General features: G+C 65.6%; 16 protein-coding genes. 14 read left to right on the forward strand and 2 right to left on the reverse strand.

The window, feature by feature from the left end:
• The first annotated feature begins 52 nt into the window (after positions 1–52).
• Complete coding sequence (locus EI171_RS04585) at positions 53–646, forward strand: GNAT family N-acetyltransferase (protein ID WP_161532714.1); 594 nt, start codon at positions 53–55, stop codon at positions 644–646.
• Positions 647–827: 181 nt separating this feature from the next.
• Here the strand turns inward: EI171_RS04585 and EI171_RS04590 are convergent, their stop codons facing one another.
• Positions 828–1742 carry a DMT family transporter gene (locus EI171_RS04590; RefSeq protein ID WP_161532715.1) on the reverse strand — a complete coding sequence of 305 codons (915 nt, stop codon included), beginning with the start codon at positions 1740–1742 and terminating at the stop codon, positions 828–830.
• 269 nt (positions 1743–2011) lie between these two features.
• Between EI171_RS04590 and EI171_RS04595 the strand changes: the two genes are divergently transcribed.
• From EI171_RS04595 to EI171_RS04605, 3 genes are all read left to right on the forward strand, one after another.
• A complete protein-coding gene (locus tag EI171_RS04595; RefSeq protein WP_161532716.1) occupies positions 2012–2491 on the forward strand; it encodes a MaoC family dehydratase in 480 nt (159 codons plus the stop codon).
• Between the two features lie 101 nt (positions 2492–2592).
• Positions 2593–3633 (forward strand): GTPase ObgE, encoded by a 1041-nt coding sequence (gene obgE / locus EI171_RS04600; protein ID WP_161532717.1) that lies wholly within the window; start codon positions 2593–2595, stop codon positions 3631–3633.
• Positions 3634–3866: 233 nt separating this feature from the next.
• Positions 3867–5498, forward strand: a complete 1632-nt coding sequence (locus EI171_RS04605; protein ID WP_161532718.1) for an alkaline phosphatase family protein — start codon at positions 3867–3869, stop codon at positions 5496–5498.
• 156 nt (positions 5499–5654) lie between these two features.
• Here the strand turns inward: EI171_RS04605 and EI171_RS04610 are convergent, their stop codons facing one another.
• Positions 5655–6632, reverse strand: a complete 978-nt coding sequence (locus EI171_RS04610) for a Bug family tripartite tricarboxylate transporter substrate binding protein (protein WP_028174854.1) — start codon at positions 6630–6632, stop codon at positions 5655–5657.
• A gap of 216 nt (positions 6633–6848) precedes the next feature.
• Here EI171_RS04610 and proB point away from each other — a divergent pair, with 216 nt between their 5' ends.
• The 10 genes from proB to EI171_RS04660 all read left to right on the forward strand — a co-directional run bounded on the left by proB (position 6849) and on the right by EI171_RS04660 (position 16604).
• Complete coding sequence (gene proB / locus EI171_RS04615) at positions 6849–7970, forward strand: glutamate 5-kinase (RefSeq protein WP_028174855.1); 1122 nt, start codon at positions 6849–6851, stop codon at positions 7968–7970.
• 247 nt (positions 7971–8217) lie between these two features.
• A complete protein-coding gene (locus EI171_RS04620) occupies positions 8218–9513 on the forward strand; it encodes a glutamate-5-semialdehyde dehydrogenase (protein WP_060909729.1) in 1296 nt (431 codons plus the stop codon).
• A gap of 23 nt (positions 9514–9536) precedes the next feature.
• Entirely contained in the window at positions 9537–10181 is a 645-nt protein-coding gene (locus EI171_RS04625) for a nicotinate-nucleotide adenylyltransferase (RefSeq protein WP_038965055.1), read from the forward strand.
• Positions 10182–10377: 196 nt separating this feature from the next.
• Positions 10378–10734 carry a ribosome silencing factor gene (gene rsfS / locus EI171_RS04630; protein WP_027523570.1) on the forward strand — a complete coding sequence of 119 codons (357 nt, stop codon included), beginning with the start codon at positions 10378–10380 and terminating at the stop codon, positions 10732–10734.
• Between the two features lie 94 nt (positions 10735–10828).
• Complete coding sequence (rlmH, locus tag EI171_RS04635) at positions 10829–11311, forward strand: 23S rRNA (pseudouridine(1915)-N(3))-methyltransferase RlmH (RefSeq protein ID WP_028174858.1); 483 nt, start codon at positions 10829–10831, stop codon at positions 11309–11311.
• 33 nt (positions 11312–11344) lie between these two features.
• On the forward strand, positions 11345–12694 hold the full coding sequence (locus tag EI171_RS04640) for a murein hydrolase activator EnvC (RefSeq protein ID WP_028174859.1): 1350 nt from the start codon (positions 11345–11347) through the stop codon (positions 12692–12694).
• Positions 12691–14046, forward strand: coding sequence for a S41 family peptidase (locus EI171_RS04645; protein WP_011083266.1), 1356 nt, complete (start codon positions 12691–12693; stop codon positions 14044–14046). Before EI171_RS04640 ends, EI171_RS04645 begins: the two co-directional genes overlap by 4 nt.
• A gap of 148 nt (positions 14047–14194) precedes the next feature.
• Positions 14195–15418 (forward strand): divergent polysaccharide deacetylase family protein, encoded by a 1224-nt coding sequence (locus EI171_RS04650; RefSeq protein WP_161532719.1) that lies wholly within the window; start codon positions 14195–14197, stop codon positions 15416–15418.
• A 74-nt stretch (positions 15419–15492) separates the two neighbouring features.
• Complete coding sequence (locus tag EI171_RS04655; RefSeq protein WP_011083268.1) at positions 15493–15996, forward strand: RNA pyrophosphohydrolase; 504 nt, start codon at positions 15493–15495, stop codon at positions 15994–15996.
• A gap of 104 nt (positions 15997–16100) precedes the next feature.
• Positions 16101–16604 carry an RNA pyrophosphohydrolase gene (locus EI171_RS04660; RefSeq protein ID WP_161532720.1) on the forward strand — a complete coding sequence of 168 codons (504 nt, stop codon included), beginning with the start codon at positions 16101–16103 and terminating at the stop codon, positions 16602–16604.
• The last annotated feature ends 44 nt before the right edge of the window (positions 16605–16648 follow it).

Below are 16648 nucleotides of genomic sequence, written 5' to 3' on the forward strand. Positions count from 1 at the left end.
GGAAACCGGCCTCCCCTTTCGTTTTGTCTTAGTGACTTCGACGGAGCCGGACATGTTGCAGGATTTTTCGAGCACCACCTTGCGGGAGGCGAGACCTGATGTCGTCGCCACCGAACGGCTGACCTTGCGGCGGCCGACCCTCGCCGACGTCAGGACCATCGCCCGGCTCGCCAATGATCGCCGCGTCGCCGAGAACACGCGCCGCCTGCCGCATCCCTATTCGCAGGACGACGCCATCGAATTCGTCCGTGCCACCGCCGAGATCGGCAGCGAGACCGTATTCCTGATCGAGCACGACAGCGGGCCGGTCGGCATGGTCGGGATCGACTGCTCGAAGCCCGACAATGCCGAGCTCGGCTACTGGCTCGGCGTCGAGCATTGGGGCCAGGGCTTCGCCACCGAGGCCGCACGCGGCGCGATCGACTTCTTCTTCGAGGAGTTCGAGGACGACCACCTCTATGCCGGTGCGCGCGTCACCAACCCCGCCTCGCGCAAGGTGCTGGAGAAGTGCGGCTTCCAGTGGAGCGGCGTCCAGCTGCACCGCTTCCTGGCGCTGGGCTCGTCCACGCCCGTCGATTGCTTCCGCCTGTCGCGCGGGGTGTGGGCGTCGCTGAAGAGCTGGAGCAGCGCAAGACGGGTGAGGTAGGGCGCAGGCCGCGCCACAATCGACACTGTCGTCCCGGGGCGCGACGAAGTCGCGAGCCCGGGACCCATAATCCCAGGGAGAAGTGCGAGGCGAAGCGCCCACTCCGAGTCTTCGTCAAACCACTCCCTGTGGGTATGGGTCCCGGGCTCGCCGCTGTGCGCGCCCCGGGACGACGTTGTGGCTACGCCGGCGGATTTACCTCGTTGCTCGGGCGCCCCAAATCGCGCTCACGCAAGTAGATATAGAACCCGGCGCCGATGATGATGGCGGCGCCGACGATCGTTGCTATCGACGGCACGTCGCCGAACACGACGAAGCCGAAGATCACGGCCCAGACGATCATCGAATATTGATAGGGCACGACGACGCTGGCCGGCGCGAGCTTGAGGGACCGGTTGACGCAGAACAGCGCCGTCACCGAGATGCATCCGGCCAGGGCGAAGATGACGAGGCTGCCTGATGTCGGCGGCACCCAATGGAATGCCGACAGCACCGCACCCAGCGAAAACGTGCCGACGAATTGCGAGGACGCCATCACGATGTCGGGGGTCTTGCGCAGGCTGCGGGTGATCAGCATCAGGGTTGCAAAGGACAGGCTGCCGCCGAGCGCGATCAGCGCCGGCAGGCTGACGGTCTGCGCCGACGGCCGCAGCGCGATCACGACGCCGCAGAAACCGATCAAAATCGCCGTCCAGCGCCGCCAACCCACCTTCTCGCCCAGGAAGATCGCCGACATCGCGGTGACGAAGATGGGGCCGGCGAGGTAGTACGTGATGACGTCGGCGAGCGGCAGATAGACCGTCGCAAGGAAGAAGGCCGCCACTTCCAGCGTCGAGAGCACGACGCGGAACAGCTGCAAGCGCGGCCGCTCCAGATGCAGGAACTGGCGACGCTGCCGCCAGATCAGCGGCGACAGCAGCAACAGCGCCGCGCAGGCGCGCAGGAACAGCAGCTGCCCCACCGAATAGGTCCCCACCAGGAACTTGCCCATGGCGTCGCCGAACGAAAACATGAAGATCGACAGCACCATCAGCGCAATGCCGGCGAGGCGCGCGGAGCGGTCGTCATAGGCGGAGAGGTTCTTGAAGAAGGGCATTGAAACGAGTCGGAGTGTGAGAGGTCGTCATTGCGAGCGAAGCGAAGCAATCCAGACTGTCTCCACCGCGGCAGTCTGGATTGCTTCGTCGCTTCGCTCCTCGCAATGACGGGCGGAGAGAGCACGGAAAACCCGCGATTAGCGTCGCTTGCGGTCGTTTTAATGACGTGAGCGACTGGGACAAGCCCGCCACCGCCGAATTGAACGGATTGTCGCACTCTTCGCGTCGCGGTAGCGATAGGCGCCTCATCGACAAAGAGAGCTTTGACATGACCGACTTCGATCCGGCCCGGCACCGCATGATCCCCACGCAACGCTGGTTTGAGGATTTCGTCGTCGGCGAACGCTTCGTGCTGCCGAGCCGGACCCAGACCTCGGCGGTGTTCGCGGCGTTCCAGACCGCGAGCGGCGACACCCACCCCGTGCATTACGACGTGGAATATTGCCGCAGCCGCGGCATGCCGCATCTGCTCGCCCACGGCTTCCAGACCTTGATCCACACCGCGCCCGGCGCCGGCCTGTTTCCGTTCATGGTCGAGGACTCCCTGGTCGGCTTCCTCGAGCAATCGAGCCGGTTCCTCAAACCCGTGTTCGCCGACGACACCATCTATCCCGCGCTCGAGGTCACGGAGCTCGCGCCGGGACGCTCGACCGGCGTGGTGACGCTCAAAAGCACCGTGTTCAACCAGCGCAAGGAGCTGGTGCTGGAGGGCACGCAGAAATTCCTGATCCGGCGACGGCCCCTCTGATGTCGTCTTGGGTTAAGCAAGGGGCGAAATTCGCGGAATTTCGGCCGGTTTGCGGGTAAGTCCGGGTTGCCGCGGGGGACCGGCTGGCCTACCTATGGCCCATGAAATTCCTCGACGAAGCAAAGGTCTATATCCGCTCCGGTGACGGTGGGAACGGCTGCGTGGCGTTCCGCCGCGAGAAGTTCATCGAATTCGGCGGCCCCTCCGGCGGCAATGGAGGCCGCGGCGGCAACGTCGTCATCGAGGTCGCGGACGGGCTCAACACGCTGATCGACTACCGCTACCAGCAGCATTTCAAGGCCCAGAAGGGCGAGAATGGCGCAGGCTCGGACCGTCACGGCGCCAACGGCAAGAACATCGTGCTGAAGGTGCCGATGGGCACGCAGATCTTCGATGAAGACCGCGAGACGCTAATCCACGACTTCACCAATGTCGGCGAGAAATTCGTGCTCGCCGAGGGCGGCAATGGCGGCTTCGGCAACGCGCATTTCAAATCCTCGACCAACCGCGCGCCGCGCAACGCCAATCCCGGCCAGCCCGGCGAGGAGCGCTGGATCTGGCTGCGGCTGAAACTGATCGCGGATGCGGGCCTCGTCGGCCTCCCCAATGCAGGCAAGTCGACCTTCCTCTCCAAGGTCAGCGCGGCCAAGCCGAAGATCGCCGACTATCCCTTCACCACGCTGCATCCGCAGCTCGGCGTCGTGAATGCCGACGGCCGCGAATTCGTGCTGGCCGACATTCCCGGTCTGATCGAGGGCGCGCATGAAGGCGCGGGCCTCGGCGACCGCTTCCTCGGCCATGTCGAGCGCTGCCGCGTGCTGCTGCATCTCGTCGATGCGACCTGCGAGCACGCCGGCAAGGCCTACAAGACCGTGCGCACAGAGCTCGATGCCTATGGCGGCCTGCTCACCGACAAGATCGAGATCGTCGCGCTGAACAAGATCGACGCGGTCGAGCCGGACGAGCTCAAGAAGCAGAAGGACCGGCTGAAGCGCGCCGCCAAGAAGACGCCGCTGCTGCTCTCCGCCGCGACCGGAGAGGGCGTCAAGGAAGCGTTGCGCGCGCTGGTCGCAGTGATCGGCGAGGCCCCGGTGTCCGCCAAGGCGAAGAGCGCCGCCGAAGCCGAGCCCTGGTCGGCTTAAACTATCTCCCCTGGATCGTCCCGGCGAATGCCGGGACCCATAACCACCGAATGCGATTTGGCGAAGATTGGTCATTGCCATCTCGCGCCATAACATCTCCTGAGGAGTATGGGTCCCGGCCTTCGCCGGGACGACATTGGAGTGTAGGTTGCGGGCACCCGCATCACTGGCAGGTTGTCACCGGCGCTCTAATAGCGCAGCATTAAACAAGCAAGAAACGACAGGGATGACGCATGGCGCGCGCGAAGAACGTTCTCTGGATCATGTGCGACCAGCTTCGCTATGACTATCTCGGCTGCACCGGCCATCCCACGCTGAAGACGCCCAACATCGACGCCATGGCGAAGCGCGGCGTGCTCTTCAGCAAGGCCTACGTGCAGTCGCCGATCTGCGGGCCCTCGCGGATGTCGTTCTACACCGGCCGCTACATGCGCTCGCACGGCTCGCACTGGAACGGCTGGCCGCTGCGCGTCGGCGAGCCCACGCTCGGCGATCACCTCAAGAAGATCGGCGTGCGCAATGTGCTGGTCGGCAAGACCCACATGGCGCCCGACCTCGAAGGCATGAAGGCGCTCGGCATCCCGCCGGAGTCGATGATCGGCGTGCATGTCGCCGAATGCGGTTTCGAGCCTTACGAGCGCGACGACGGCCTGCACCCGACGGGACGGCCGCGCCCGAAATACGATGAATATCTGCGCAAGCAGGGATTCGAAGCCACCAATCCCTGGGAGCATTGGGCGAATTCAGGTGCGGCGGAAGACGGCAGTTTGCAGAACGGCTGGCTGCTGGTGCATGCCGACAAGGCCGCGCGGGTGCCGGAGGAGCATTCCGAGACGCCCTACATGACGCGGCGCGCGATGGACTTCATCAGTGAGGCCGAGACCGACGGCAAGCCGTGGTGCCTGCATCTGTCCTACATCAAGCCGCACTGGCCCTACATCGCGCCCGAACCCTACGCCAGCATGTATTCGACCGATGACATGATCCCGGTGATCCGCTCCGAGCGCGAGCGCCAGAATCCGCATCCGGTGTTCGGCGCCTATATGGACATGCGCTACTCCCGCAACATGGCGCGCGACGACGCTCGCGAGAAGGTGATCCCGACCTATATGGGCCTGATCACGCAGATCGACGACCAGATGGGCGCGCTGATGAGATTCCTGGAAGAGCGCGGCCTGCTGGACACCACCATGATCGTGTTCACCTCCGATCATGGCGACTATCTCGGCGATCACTGGATGGGCGAGAAGGATCTGTTCCACGAGCAGTCGGCAAAGATTCCGCTGATCATCATCGATCCCTCCCGGGAAGCCGACGCCACGCGCGGCACGCGCAGCGACGCGCTGGTGGAGGGCATCGATCTTGCGCCGACCTTCGTCGATTATTTCGGCGGCAAGGTGCCGGGCCACATTCTCGAAGGACGCTCGTTGCTGCCGCTGCTGCGCGGCGAAAAGCCGGAATGGCGCAAGGTCGCGTTCTCCGAATACGACTACGCTATGCAGGACGTGCGACTGAAACTGAATCAGCCGATCGAGCGCTGCCGCCTGTTCATGGTGTTCGACGGCCGCTGGAAATACATCCACGCCTCGGGCTTCCGTCCGATGCTGTACGATCTCGAGACCGATCCGGAAGAGTTTTTGGATCGCGGCGATGATCCTGATTGCGCCGGCATCATCGCGCGGTTGCAGGCCGAGCTGTTCGACTGGGCGCTGCATCCCAACGACCACATCACCACGCCGCGCGAGAAGATCGCGGCTTATGCCGACAACCAGCTCCAGGTGAAGGGCGGCGTTTTGATCGGCATCTGGGACGAGGCCGAGCTTGCAGCGATCAAGGACGGCATCGCGCAGCGCGCGAAGCTTTGAGTCTGTCTTCGCCTCTCCCCGCTTGCGGGGAGAGGCCGGATCGCATCGTCAGATGCGATCCGGGTGAGGGGGACTCTCCGCGAGTCCAACTGCCACCGTCCCCGCGGAGACTCTCACCCCGACCCTCTCCCCGCAAGCAGGGAGAGGGAGAAGAATTCAATTCTCGATCTTGTATCCCGTCGCCTTCACGATCGGCTGCCAGAACGCCGTGTTGGCGGCGAGCTCCTTGGTCAGCTCATCCGGGCTGCTGCCGACCGGGATCAGTCCGATCGCAGTGAGCTTCTCCTTCACCTCGGCCTTGGCGAGGGCAGCGCTCGCGGCGGCGCCGAGCTTGCTGGCGAATTCCGGCGGGCTGCCGGCGGGAAGCCACATGCCGTACCAGGCATCCGCAACGAGAGCGATGCCGCTCTCCTTCAGCGTCGGCACCTCCGGCGCGAAGGGCGACCGTTCCGCGCTCGAGACCGCGATGACCTTCACGCCCTTGGCGCGGTGCTGCGGCAGCGCATCGGCCAATGTCACGATGCCGAACGACAGATGGCCGCCGATGAGATCGTTGAGGATCGGCGCGCTGCCGCGATAGGGCACGCGGGTCAGGGGAATGCCGAGATCCTTCTCGAGCTTGGAGCCCATGAAATGCGGAATGGTGCCGTTGCTCGGCACCCCGAACGACGTCTTGTCCGGATGCGCCTTCAGCCAGGCCACGAATGACTTGAAATCGGCAGCATCGATCGCCGGGCCGATCACGACGGCGAATTCGAACCGCGCCAGCAGCGACACCGGCATGAAATCCTTGGCCGTGTCGAAGCTCGGCGTCGTCTCCACCATCGGCAGCAGATACATGGTGGGGCCCGTCGTCACCAGCACCATGCTGCCATCGGAGTTCGCACCCTTCACCGCCTTGATGCCGATCAGGCCGTCGCCGCCAGTGCGGTTCTCGACCACGATGGTCCTTTGCAGCACCGGCGCCATCTCCTGCGCGATCAGCCGGCACAGCGTGTCGCCGCCGGCGCCCGCCGCGAACGGAAAGATGATTTTTGAAAGCCCCGCCTGCGCTTGCGCCCCGCCCGCCTCTGCCAGCAGCGGCAGCCCAAGACCTCCTCCAAGACATCCGGCCATGAATTTGCGGCGATCCATACGTTTCCCCTTCCAGCCCGTTATTGGTTGCCGGCATTAGAACCGCCCCCGCGCTCAAGACAAGGCCGAAGACCAAGCCACGTTGCGCCGTTTACCGGGCCAGCCGCCTTGCGCCGGCCATCGTCCTGCTGCAAAAGCAGGCCTTATCGGAGCCGCTTGTTTGCTCCGCCGTTCCCGAACCCGAGCAATTCGTCACACGCGCCAACACATACACACATGGCCAGCCCCGAACTCAGTCAATTCCGCCGCATCGTCGTCAAGGTCGGCTCCGCGCTGCTGGTCGATTCCGACAAGGGCGAGGTGCGGACGTCCTGGCTCGCCGCGCTTGCCGACGACATGGCCAAGCTGCACAAGGAGGGACGCGACGTCCTCGTCGTCTCCTCGGGCTCGATCGCGCTCGGCCGCAGCCGGCTCAAGCTGCCGCGCGGCCCGCTGAAGCTGGAGGAGAGCCAGGCCGCCGCGGCCGTCGGACAGATCGCGCTGGCGCGGATCTGGTCGGAGGTGCTAGGGGCCCACGGCATCGACGCCGGGCAGATTCTCGTGACGCTCCAGGATACCGAGGAGCGCCGCCGCTATCTCAATGCGCGCTCCACCATCGGCAAGCTCCTGGAGTGGCGCGCCATCCCCGTGATCAACGAGAACGACACGGTCGCCACCACCGAGATCCGCTACGGCGACAACGACCGCCTCGCCGCGCGCGTCGCGACCATGGCGAGCGCCGATCTCCTGGTGCTGCTCTCCGATATCGACGGGCTCTACGACGCGCCGCCGAAGAACAACCCGAACGCAAAGCTCATTCCCGTCGTCGACAGCATCTCCTCGGAGATCGAGGCGGTGGCGGGCGACGCCGAGTCCGAGCTCTCGCGCGGCGGCATGCGCACCAAGGTCGAGGCGGCCAAGATCGCGACCACCGGCGGCACGCATATGCTGATCGCCTCCGGCAAGATCGAGCATCCGCTCCGGGCGATCGCCGATGGCGGCCGCTGCACCTGGTTCCTGACGCCGGCCAATCCCATTACCTCGCGCAAGCGCTGGATCGCGGGCACGCTGGAGCCGAAGGGCACGCTGACGATCGACGCCGGCGCGGTGACGGCGCTGCGTGCCGGCGCCAGCCTGCTGCCGGCCGGCGTGATCAAGGTCGAGGGCCAGTTCGCCCGCGGCGATGCCGTGATCGTGCGCGGCCCCGATACGAGCGAGATCGGTCGCGGCCTGATCGCCTATGACGCCGACGACGCCGAACGCATCAAGGGCCGCTCCTCCCCTGATGTGATGACCATCCTCGGCATCAGCGGCCGCGCAGAGATGATCCACCGTGACGATCTGGTGGTGGGCGGGTAAACCCGTTGCTCCGTCATTCCGGGATGGTCCGAAGGACCAGAGCCGGAATCTCGAGATTCCGGGTTCAATGCTCCGCATCGCCCCGGAATGACGCCCAAGGAAAACATGGACAAGCCCGCCACAACGTCGGGGCTGGGCCAATGACCCAGCCGTCGCGCGGCTGGGGAGACCTGCCATACCCTCCCCGCCCTTCGCAAAAGCGGGATTTCCGTGCTAGGACACCGTCTTAGCAGAAGGTTGAAACCCCATGGCCGCCCCCCTCAAAGCCGTTGACGGCAATGCCGATCTCCAGGCGCTGATGTCCGATCTCGCCGCCCAAGCCCGCGCTGCCGCGCGCGTGCTGGCGCTGGCGCCGCCGGAGCAGAAGAACCGGGCGCTGGAGGCCATGGAGCGGGCGATCCGCGCGAACGCGGCTCCGATTCTCGCCGCCAATGCCGAGGACGTCGCTGAGGCTCGCGCCTCCAGCAACATGACCGCGTCCTTCATCGACCGCCTGACGCTGACACCGGCGCGTGTGGAGAGCATGGCCGAGGGCATCGGCATCGTGCGCGGCATCGCCGATCCGGTCGGAATCGTCACCGAGAGCTGGCAGCGGCCGAACGGCATGACCATCGAGCGCGTGCGCGTGCCGCTCGGCGTCGTCGGCGTGATCTTCGAAAGCCGGCCGAACGTCGCAGCGGATGCCGGCGTGCTGTGCCTGAAGTCCGGCAATGCCGTGATCCTGCGCGGCGGCTCCGACAGTTTCCGCTCCTGCCGCGCCATCCACGAATGCCTGGTGCAGGGCCTGCGCGAAGCGGGCCTCCCCGAGGCTGCGATCACGCTGGTGCCGACGCGCGACCGTGCGGCGGTCGGCATGATGCTGTCGGGGTTGAACGGCGCGATCGACGTCATCGTGCCGCGCGGCGGCAAGAGCCTCGTCGCGCGCGTCGAGCAGGAGGCGCGCGTGCCGGTGTTCGCGCATCTCGAAGGCGTCAACCACGTCTATGTCGATGCCAGCGCCGACCTCGCCATGGCGAAGTCGATCGTGCTCAACGCCAAGATGCGGCGCACCGGCGTCTGCGGCGCAGCCGAGACGCTGCTGGTCGATCGCGCGGCTGCTGCGACGAGCCTGAAGCCGCTGGTCGAGATGCTGATCGAGGCCGGCTGCGAAGTGCGCGGCGACGACGTCGTGCAGAAGACAGACGCGCGCGTAAAGCCTGCGAACGACGACGATTGGGACACCGAATATCTCGACGCGATCATCGCGGCGAAGGTGGTGGACGGCGTCGACGGCGCGATCGCGCATATCCAGAACCACGGCTCGCATCACACCGATGCGATCGTGAGCGAGAACGAGGCCGCTGCGAAGAAATTCCTGAGCGAAGTCGATTCCGCGATCGTGCTGCACAACGCCTCGACGCAGTTTGCCGATGGCGGCGAGTTCGGCTTCGGTGCCGAGATCGGCATCGCCACCGGCCGCTTTCACGCCCGGGGACCTGTCGGCGCCGAGCAGTTGACGAGCTTCAAATATCGCGTTCACGGCACCGGGCAGACGCGGCCGTAGATAACGTCGCGAGGCGCGGGCAATTGAGCAACAATTTCGTCGTGCCGCGTTTCGTGGCGCAAGCGATACCGCCCTCGACCCCGGGCATGCGCGTCGGCCTGCTCGGCGGCTCCTTCAATCCGCCGCATCAGGCCCATCGCGCGATCAGTCAGTTCGCGCTCAAGCGATTGCAACTCGATCGCGTCTGGTGGCTGGTCACGCCCGGCAACCCGCTGAAGGAGAACGGCACGCTGCATGAACTCGGCGCGCGCATGCAGGCCGCGCGCGACGTCGCCAACGATCCCAGGATCGAGGTGAGCTGTCTCGAATCCGTCATTCGCACGCGCTACACTATCGACACGATCAACACCTTGCGCCGCCGTCTCCGCGGCCTGCGCTTTGTCTGGATCATGGGCGCCGACAACCTCGCTCAATTCCACCGTTGGCAGGACTGGCGGCGCATCGCCGGCCAGGTGCCGATCGCGGTCATCGATCGCCCGCCGCAGAGTTTTCGTGCCCTCGCCTCTCCTGCCGCCAAGGCACTATCGCGCTACCGCCTCCCCGAGAACGAGGCGGCGTTGCTGGCGGATCGACCGGCGCCGGCCTGGGTCTTCCTCACCGGACTGAAGCTGAACCTGTCCTCGACGGGCCTGCGGAACCCGGACGGGAGCTGGAAAGGTACGAAGTGAGACAGACTGTGCGGATCGGGGCTCTCTGGCATATTGAAACCCTTAACCCCACATGATGTAGTGTAACCCGCGAGGGTCGGATTCGGCTCTCGCGATACAGTGAAAGGAATGGTCCCTGGCCACATCTGTATTGTCCAAGTCTGTTTTACCCAAGGTTGCTAAGCCTACGCGTAAAACATCGACCAAAGCTGCGGCCTTGAAGGCGCAACCCGACGCCGACAAGACGCTGAGCCTGATCCTCTCCCGCCTCGAGGACATGAAGGCGGAAGAGACGGTCACCATCGACCTTCGCGGCAAATCGGCGTACTCCGACTACATGATCGTCACAACGGGCCGGGCCAACCGGCACGTCGGCGCGATCGCGGAAAACGTCACGAAGAGCCTCAAGGAAACCGGCATCAAGAACATCCACGTCGAGGGCTTGCCCAATTGCGACTGGGTGCTGATCGATTCCGGCGATGTGATCGTGCACGTGTTCAGACCCGAGGTCCGCGAGTTCTACAATCTCGAGAGATTGTACACGCAGGGCCCAGGGGCGGCGAAGGCGATCTAGAGGCTCAAAGAGCCGATTTCGAATCGGCTGACGCGCATGCTAGCGTCGTGCGCGCGCGAGATGCGCGCGGCCTCGAAAACACGACTCTGAACACATGCGTGTTGCTGTCATTGCGGTGGGCCGGCTGAAGCAGGGCCCCGAACGGGAGCTTGCCGACCGCTATTTCGAGCGGTTCGATGAGGCCGGCCGCAAGCTCGGATTCCGCGAGCTGTCGATCCACGAAATTCCCGAGAGCCGCGCGCGCGACGCCGCGACGCGGATGGCCGAAGAGGCTGCGGCGATCGGCGCGCATATCCCGGACAAGTCGATCCTGGTGGCGCTGGACGAACGCGGCCAGAATCTCGATTCCACCGTATTCGCACGGCATCTCGGGCGCTGGCGCGACGAGGGTGCCGGTCATACTATCTTCGTGATCGGAGGGGCGGACGGACTTTCGCCCGAATTGCGCCGTAAGGCCAAGCTCGCGATCGCGTTCGGCTCTGCGACCTGGCCGCACCAAATGGTCCGCGTCATGCTTCTGGAACAGCTTTATCGGGCCGCCACCATCCTGGCCGGCCACCCCTATCACCGCGCGTGATCCGCGCCACAACGAGCACCTTTGCCTAAAGCGATGCGAGCGCCTGTCCTCAACCTGCTGCTGATCGCGAGCGTCTCAGGCGCAAGTGTCTTGGATGCAAGTGTCTTGGGCGCAAGCCTCGCGCAAGCTCAGACGCCGGCACCGCAGACGGCAGCCGTCTCGCCCGATGCGATCAAGCAGCGCGAGCAGGAGCTGGAGGCCGCGCGCGCCAGGCAGAAGAGCGCGGAGGAGGCGCAGGCCAAGCTCAAGGCCGAGATCACCTCGCTCGGCCAGGACCGCACCCAGCTCAACCAGCAGCTGATCGACACCGCCGCCAATGTGCGCTCCGTCGAGACCAAGATCGACGAAGCCGAAGCGCGGCTGAAGACGCTCAACGGCCGCGAGCAGGCGATGCGCACCTCGCTTGATTCGCGCCGCGCCGACATCGTCGAGGTACTGGCGGCCTTGCAGCGCGCCGGCCGGCGTACGCCGCCCGCGCTGCTGGTGCGGCCCGAGGACGCGTTGCAATCGCTGCGCACGGCGATGCTGCTCGGCGCCGTCGTGCCGGAACTGCGCGGCCGCGCCGAAAAAATCGCGAGCGAGCTCGGCGAGCTCGTGGCTCTGCGCAAGAACATCGCCACCGAACGCGACCAGCTCGCCTCCGATCGCGACAGGGTCCGCAACGACCAGAGCCGGCTCGCCGCATTGGTCGACGAACGGCAGCGCCAGCAGGCCGCGCGCGAAAAGGACCTCGATGCCGAGAACTCGCGCGCCATCATGCTTTCAAGGCAGGTCGGCGATCTCCAGGGCCTGATCGCCAAGATGGAGCAGGACCTGCAAAGCGCCGCCAAGGCGGCGGAGAAGGCAGCCGAGGCCGCCAGGCAGGCGGAGGCAAAAGCGGCCGCCGGCGCCAAGTCGGGCCCGGGCGCTTTCAAGGACCGGTCCCGGACCAGCCCCGCGATCGCCTTCGCTTCGGCCAAGGGCCTGCTGCCGCTTCCGGTTAACGGTAACAAGATCAGGGACTTTGGCGGTTCCGATGGGGTCGGCGGGGTCCAGAAGGGCATTTCGCTGGCCACCAAGCCGGGCTCCCAGGTCACGACGCCGTGTGATGGCTGGGTGGTCTATGCCGGCCCGTTCCGCAGTTATGGACAACTCTTGATCCTCAACGCCGGGGGCGGGTATCATGTCCTGATCGCCGGGATGGAGCGCATTTCGGTCAACATCGGACAGTTTGTGCTCACGGGGGAGCCGGTCGCGACCATGGGGTCGACCTCTCAAGTCGCCTCCATTCTCGCCACGAACGCGAGTCAACCTGTGCTGTATGTCGAGTTCCGCAAAGACGGCACTCCAATCGATCCAGGCCCATGGTGGGCCGCAAATGAAGGCGAGAAGGTTCGCGGATGATGCGCAAGACTTCAGTTATCCTCCTCAGCGCGGCCACCGGTGCGGCGCTGACGCTGTTCGTGACCCAGCCGCGCGCGGTCTTCATGGGCTCCAGCGCGCGGGCCGCCACCGCGGACACCTATCGCCAGCTCAATCTGTTCGGCGACGTCTTCGAGCGCGTGCGCTCCGACTATGTCGAGAAGCCCGACGACACCAAGCTGATCGAATCCGCCATCAGCGGCATGCTCACCGGCCTCGATCCGCATTCGAGCTACATGGACGCCAAGAGCTTCCGCGACATGCAGGTGCAGACCCGCGGTGAGTTCGGAGGCCTCGGCATCGAGGTCACGATGGAAGACGGCCTGATCAAGGTCGTCTCGCCGATCGACGACACACCGGCCTCGCGCGCCGGCATCATGGCCAACGACATCATCACCAATCTCGACGACGAAGCGGTGCAGGGCCTGACCCTGAACCAGGCGGTCGAGAAGATGCGCGGTCCGGTCAACACCAAGATCAAGCTCAAGATCATCCGCAAGGGCCAGGACAATCCGCTCGACGTCACCTTGGTGCGCGACAACATCCGCGTCCGCTCGGTGCGCGCCCGCATCGAGGCCGACGACATCGCCTATATCCGCATCACCACCTTCAACGAGCAGACCACCGAAGGCCTGAAGCGCGAGGTCGCCAACCTCTCGAATCAGATCGGCGACAAGCTGAAGGGCTACATCATCGACCTGCGCAACAATCCGGGCGGCCTGCTCGAGGAAGCGGTCACCGTCTCCGACTCGTTCCTGGAGAAGGGCGAGATCGTGTCGACCCGCGGCCGCAATGCCGAGGAGACCCAGCGCCGCACCGCGCATGCGGGCGACCTCACCAAGGGCAAGCCGGTCATCGTACTGGTCAATGGCGGCTCGGCCTCGGCGTCCGAAATCGTCGCCGGCGCGCTGCAGGACCACAAGCGCGCGACCATCGTCGGCACGCGCTCGTTCGGCAAGGGCTCGGTGCAGACCATCATCCCGCTCGGCTCGGGCAACGGCGCGCTGCGCCTGACCACGGCGCGCTACTACACGCCGTCGGGCAAGTCGATCCAGGCCAAGGGCATCGTGCCCGATATCGAAGTGCTGCAGGACGTGCCGGACGAGCTGAAGTCGCGCACCGACACCAAGGGCGAGGCTTCGCTGCGCGGCCATCTGAAGAACGACGGCGACGAGAAGACCGGCTCGCAGTCCTACGTCCCGCCGGACGCCAAGGACGACAAGGCGCTCAAGCTCGCCGACGACCTGCTCCACGGCATCAAGAACAGCGCCTCCGCGGCGCCCACGCCGGGTACCGACAAGGCCGCGACCGACAAGCCCAAAGCGGCGAACTAAGTCGGCCCGACCCGCGCGATCCAACGCAAAGGGCGGCTCCCGGAGCCGCCCTTTTTTGCTTGGATCTCCTGGCATCCCCGGCCTATCCCGGCCTGCCGCCGCTTGACCTCGGCGTGGTATCGTCGGCAGCAGTGATTCGGGATCGCGCATGACTGAAACGGCCGATGATCTGAGCGCCCCGCTCGGACAGGACAAGCCGCGCCGGAAACGCCGGCTGCGGCTGCCGTTCACGGCCATGCAGGCGCTCGCCATGCTGCTCGGCCTGTTCCTCGTCGCCTTTGCCGGCTTCGCCATCTTCAACAAGGATCCGCTCGGCGGCGAGCCGATGACCCGGATCGCGATCCGCGAGCCCAGAGCCACGGACGAGAAGCCGGCCGCCTCCGGCCACGGCCAGGACAGCAAGCAAGAGAGCAAGCACGAGACCAGGGAGGCGCCGAAGCAGGCCGCCCCCGGCGAGCAGAGGACCGTCACCATGATCGACGGCTCCACCGGCGCGCGCCACGACGTGGTGATCGGCGCCGGCGAGGCCGCCGACAAGGGCGAGGCGGCGTCCGCACCGCCGCCGGTCATGGCCGGAATCGACCCGAAGCTGCTGGAGAAGTCGCGCTACGGCATGATCCCGGTGGTCGCCGACGGATCGAAGCCGTTCAACGTCTACGCGGCGGACGCCGACCGCGCCAAGGCCGCCAAGATGCCGGTCGTCGCGATCGTGATCGGCGGGCTCGGCGTCGGCGCCGCCAAGACCACCGACGCGATCATGAAGCTGCCGGCCGCGGTGACGCTGGCCTTCACGCCCTATGGCTCCGATCCAGGAAAACTCGCCGAGCGGGCCCGCGCCCAGCGCCACGAGATCTTCCTCCAGATCCCGATGGAGCCCTACGACTTCCCTGACAACGACCCGGGCCCGCAGACGCTGCTGACCTCGCTCAGCGCCGACCAGAACATGGACCGCCTGTACTGGCACCTGAGCCGGATGCAGGGCTATGCCGGCATCACCAATTTCATGGGCGCCCGCTTCGTGGCGACGGACGCGGCGATGCAGCCGATCATCCGCGAGGCGGCCAAGCGCGGCCTCGGCTTCTTCGACGACGGCTCCTCGCCCCGCAGCATCGCGCCCCAGGCCGCAGCGAGCCAGGCGATGCCGTTCGGCAAGGGCGACATCGCGATCGACGTGGTGCCGACCCCGGCCGAGATCGACCGTGCCCTGAACAAGCTCGAATCGGCGGCGCGCGAGCGCGGCACGGCCATCGGCACCGCCTCCGCCCTCCCCGTCTCGATCGAGCGCATCGGCGCCTGGACCAAGACATTGGGCGACCGGGGTATCCTTTTGGTGCCATTGACAACCGCGATGCTGAAATCAAAATCCAGCTAAATCAACGAATTGGTACGGTACGGGTCCCGCGGGGCCGAGATGCCCTGCCGGAAGCACGCGAGAGGTTTGGCGGAATGGCGCGTTACGAGGATCTGCCCTACCGGACTTGCGTCGGAGTGATGCTGATCAACGCGAAGGGACTGGTGTTCATCGGCCGCCGCGCCGGTGGCATCGAACATATCGACGACACCCATGTCTGGCAGATGCCGCAAGGCGGCGTCGATCCCGGCGAGGACACCTGGGCGGCCGCCAAGCGCGAGCTCTATGAGGAGACCAGCGTGCGCTCGGTCGAGCGGCTCGGCGAGGTTCCGGACTGGCTGATCTACGACATCCCGCGCACCGTCGCAGGCCGCGCCTGGAAGGGCCGCTACCGCGGCCAGCGCCAGAAATGGTTCGCGGTGCGCTTCACCGGCAAGGACAGCGAGATCAATGTCGAAAACCCCGGCGGCGGCCACAAGGCCGAGTTCGTCAGCTGGCGCTGGGAGCCGATGAAGAATCTTCCCGGGTTGATCATCCCCTTCAAACGCCCGGTCTATGAGCGCGTGGTGAAGGAGTTTTCCGCGCTGGCGGAGGAATAGTTTGCACGGTCACTCCGGGGCGTGCGAAGCACGAACCCAGGATCTCGGAATTCCGGGGCTGGTCTTTCGGACCATCCCGGAATGACGATCAGAGAAGTGACCGCATGTCGAACGACAACAAACCCTACCGTCCCAATGTCGGGATCGCGCTGTTCAATGCCGAAGGCCGCGTGCTGATCGGCCACCGCTTCAAGGGCGACGGCCCCGAGATCATCCTGCCGGGTCTCGACTGGCAGATGCCGCAGGGCGGCGTCGACGAGGGCGAGGACCTGCGCGATGCGGCGATGCGCGAGCTCTGGGAGGAGACCAACGTCGTCAGCGCGAGATATCTCGGCGAGACCGACTGGCTCACCTACGAATTCCCGCCCTATGACGGACCGCAGACGCATCGACTGGCGAAGTTTCGCGGCCAGCGCCAGAAATGGTTCGCGCTGCGCTTCACCGGCAAGGATGACGAGATCGATCCGCTGACGCCGCAGAACGGGCAGCCCGCGGAATTCGACGCGTGGCGCTGGGAGCAGCTCGATCGCGTCGCCGATCTCGTGGTGCCGTTCCGCCGCGAGGTCTATCGGGCCGTGGCGCAGCAGTTCGCGCCCTTCGCGAGCTAAACTGCGAAAACAACCCCATGCACAGTAGAATGGTGGTTGAAATC

Source organism: Bradyrhizobium sp. LCT2 (assembly GCF_009931255.1).
GTDB classification, from domain to species: Bacteria; Pseudomonadota; Alphaproteobacteria; order Rhizobiales; family Xanthobacteraceae; genus Bradyrhizobium; species Bradyrhizobium diazoefficiens.

Coding starts and splice junctions, on each gene's coding strand:
- obgE (WP_161532717.1), top strand. CDS start 2,593: ATGAAATTCCTCGACGAAGCAAAGGTCTATATCCGCTCCGGTGACGGT.
- EI171_RS04605 (WP_161532718.1), top strand. CDS start 3,867: ATGGCGCGCGCGAAGAACGTTCTCTGGATCATGTGCGACCAGCTTCGC.
- proB (WP_028174855.1), top strand. CDS start 6,849: ATGGCCAGCCCCGAACTCAGTCAATTCCGCCGCATCGTCGTCAAGGTC.
- EI171_RS04640 (WP_028174859.1), top strand. CDS start 11,345: ATGCGAGCGCCTGTCCTCAACCTGCTGCTGATCGCGAGCGTCTCAGGC.
- EI171_RS04595 (WP_161532716.1), top strand. CDS start 2,012: ATGACCGACTTCGATCCGGCCCGGCACCGCATGATCCCCACGCAACGC.
- EI171_RS04620 (WP_060909729.1), top strand. CDS start 8,218: ATGGCCGCCCCCCTCAAAGCCGTTGACGGCAATGCCGATCTCCAGGCG.
- EI171_RS04650 (WP_161532719.1), top strand. CDS start 14,195: ATGACTGAAACGGCCGATGATCTGAGCGCCCCGCTCGGACAGGACAAG.
- EI171_RS04645 (WP_011083266.1), top strand. CDS start 12,691: ATGATGCGCAAGACTTCAGTTATCCTCCTCAGCGCGGCCACCGGTGCG.
- EI171_RS04585 (WP_161532714.1), top strand. CDS start 53: ATGTTGCAGGATTTTTCGAGCACCACCTTGCGGGAGGCGAGACCTGAT.
- rlmH (WP_028174858.1), top strand. CDS start 10,829: ATGCGTGTTGCTGTCATTGCGGTGGGCCGGCTGAAGCAGGGCCCCGAA.
- EI171_RS04610 (WP_028174854.1), bottom strand. CDS start 6,632: ATGGATCGCCGCAAATTCATGGCCGGATGTCTTGGAGGAGGTCTTGGG.
- EI171_RS04655 (WP_011083268.1), top strand. CDS start 15,493: ATGGCGCGTTACGAGGATCTGCCCTACCGGACTTGCGTCGGAGTGATG.
- EI171_RS04590 (WP_161532715.1), bottom strand. CDS start 1,742: ATGCCCTTCTTCAAGAACCTCTCCGCCTATGACGACCGCTCCGCGCGC.
- EI171_RS04660 (WP_161532720.1), top strand. CDS start 16,101: ATGTCGAACGACAACAAACCCTACCGTCCCAATGTCGGGATCGCGCTG.